The following is a 295-nucleotide window of genomic DNA, read 5'->3' as shown; positions in this document are numbered from 1 at the left end:
CTGAACTTCCTCGGCACGGAGATCCACAAGGGGTTCATTCCGTTGCTGTACGCGGTACAGGCGGGCAAATACGTCGATCCGGTGCGCCGGAAGCTCGACAGCCGCTTTGCATGGATCGACCGGCAGCTCGACGGCAACGCGTACTTGACGGGCGACACATTCACGATCGCCGACGCGTACCTGTTCGCGGTGACGGGCTGGGGCAAGGCCGCTTGGATGCGCTCGGTGTACAACGCGGATATCGACCTGAGCCGCCATGCGAACCTGCGTGCGTGGTACGAGCGGGTGCGGGCCC

Annotated in this window: 1 protein-coding gene; it reads left to right on the top strand. The window is 64.4% G+C overall.

The window, feature by feature from the left end:
* A partial coding sequence (locus SB816_RS30850; protein ID WP_410548100.1) for a glutathione S-transferase C-terminal domain-containing protein occupies positions 1-295 on the top strand: 295 nt, incomplete at both ends.

It is taken from the genome of Achromobacter sp. SIMBA_011 (genome assembly GCF_046535435.1).
Taxonomy (GTDB): Bacteria; Pseudomonadota; Gammaproteobacteria; order Burkholderiales; family Burkholderiaceae_B; genus Achromobacter; species Achromobacter dolens.
This window is presented reverse-complemented; position numbering and strand designations above follow the sequence as displayed.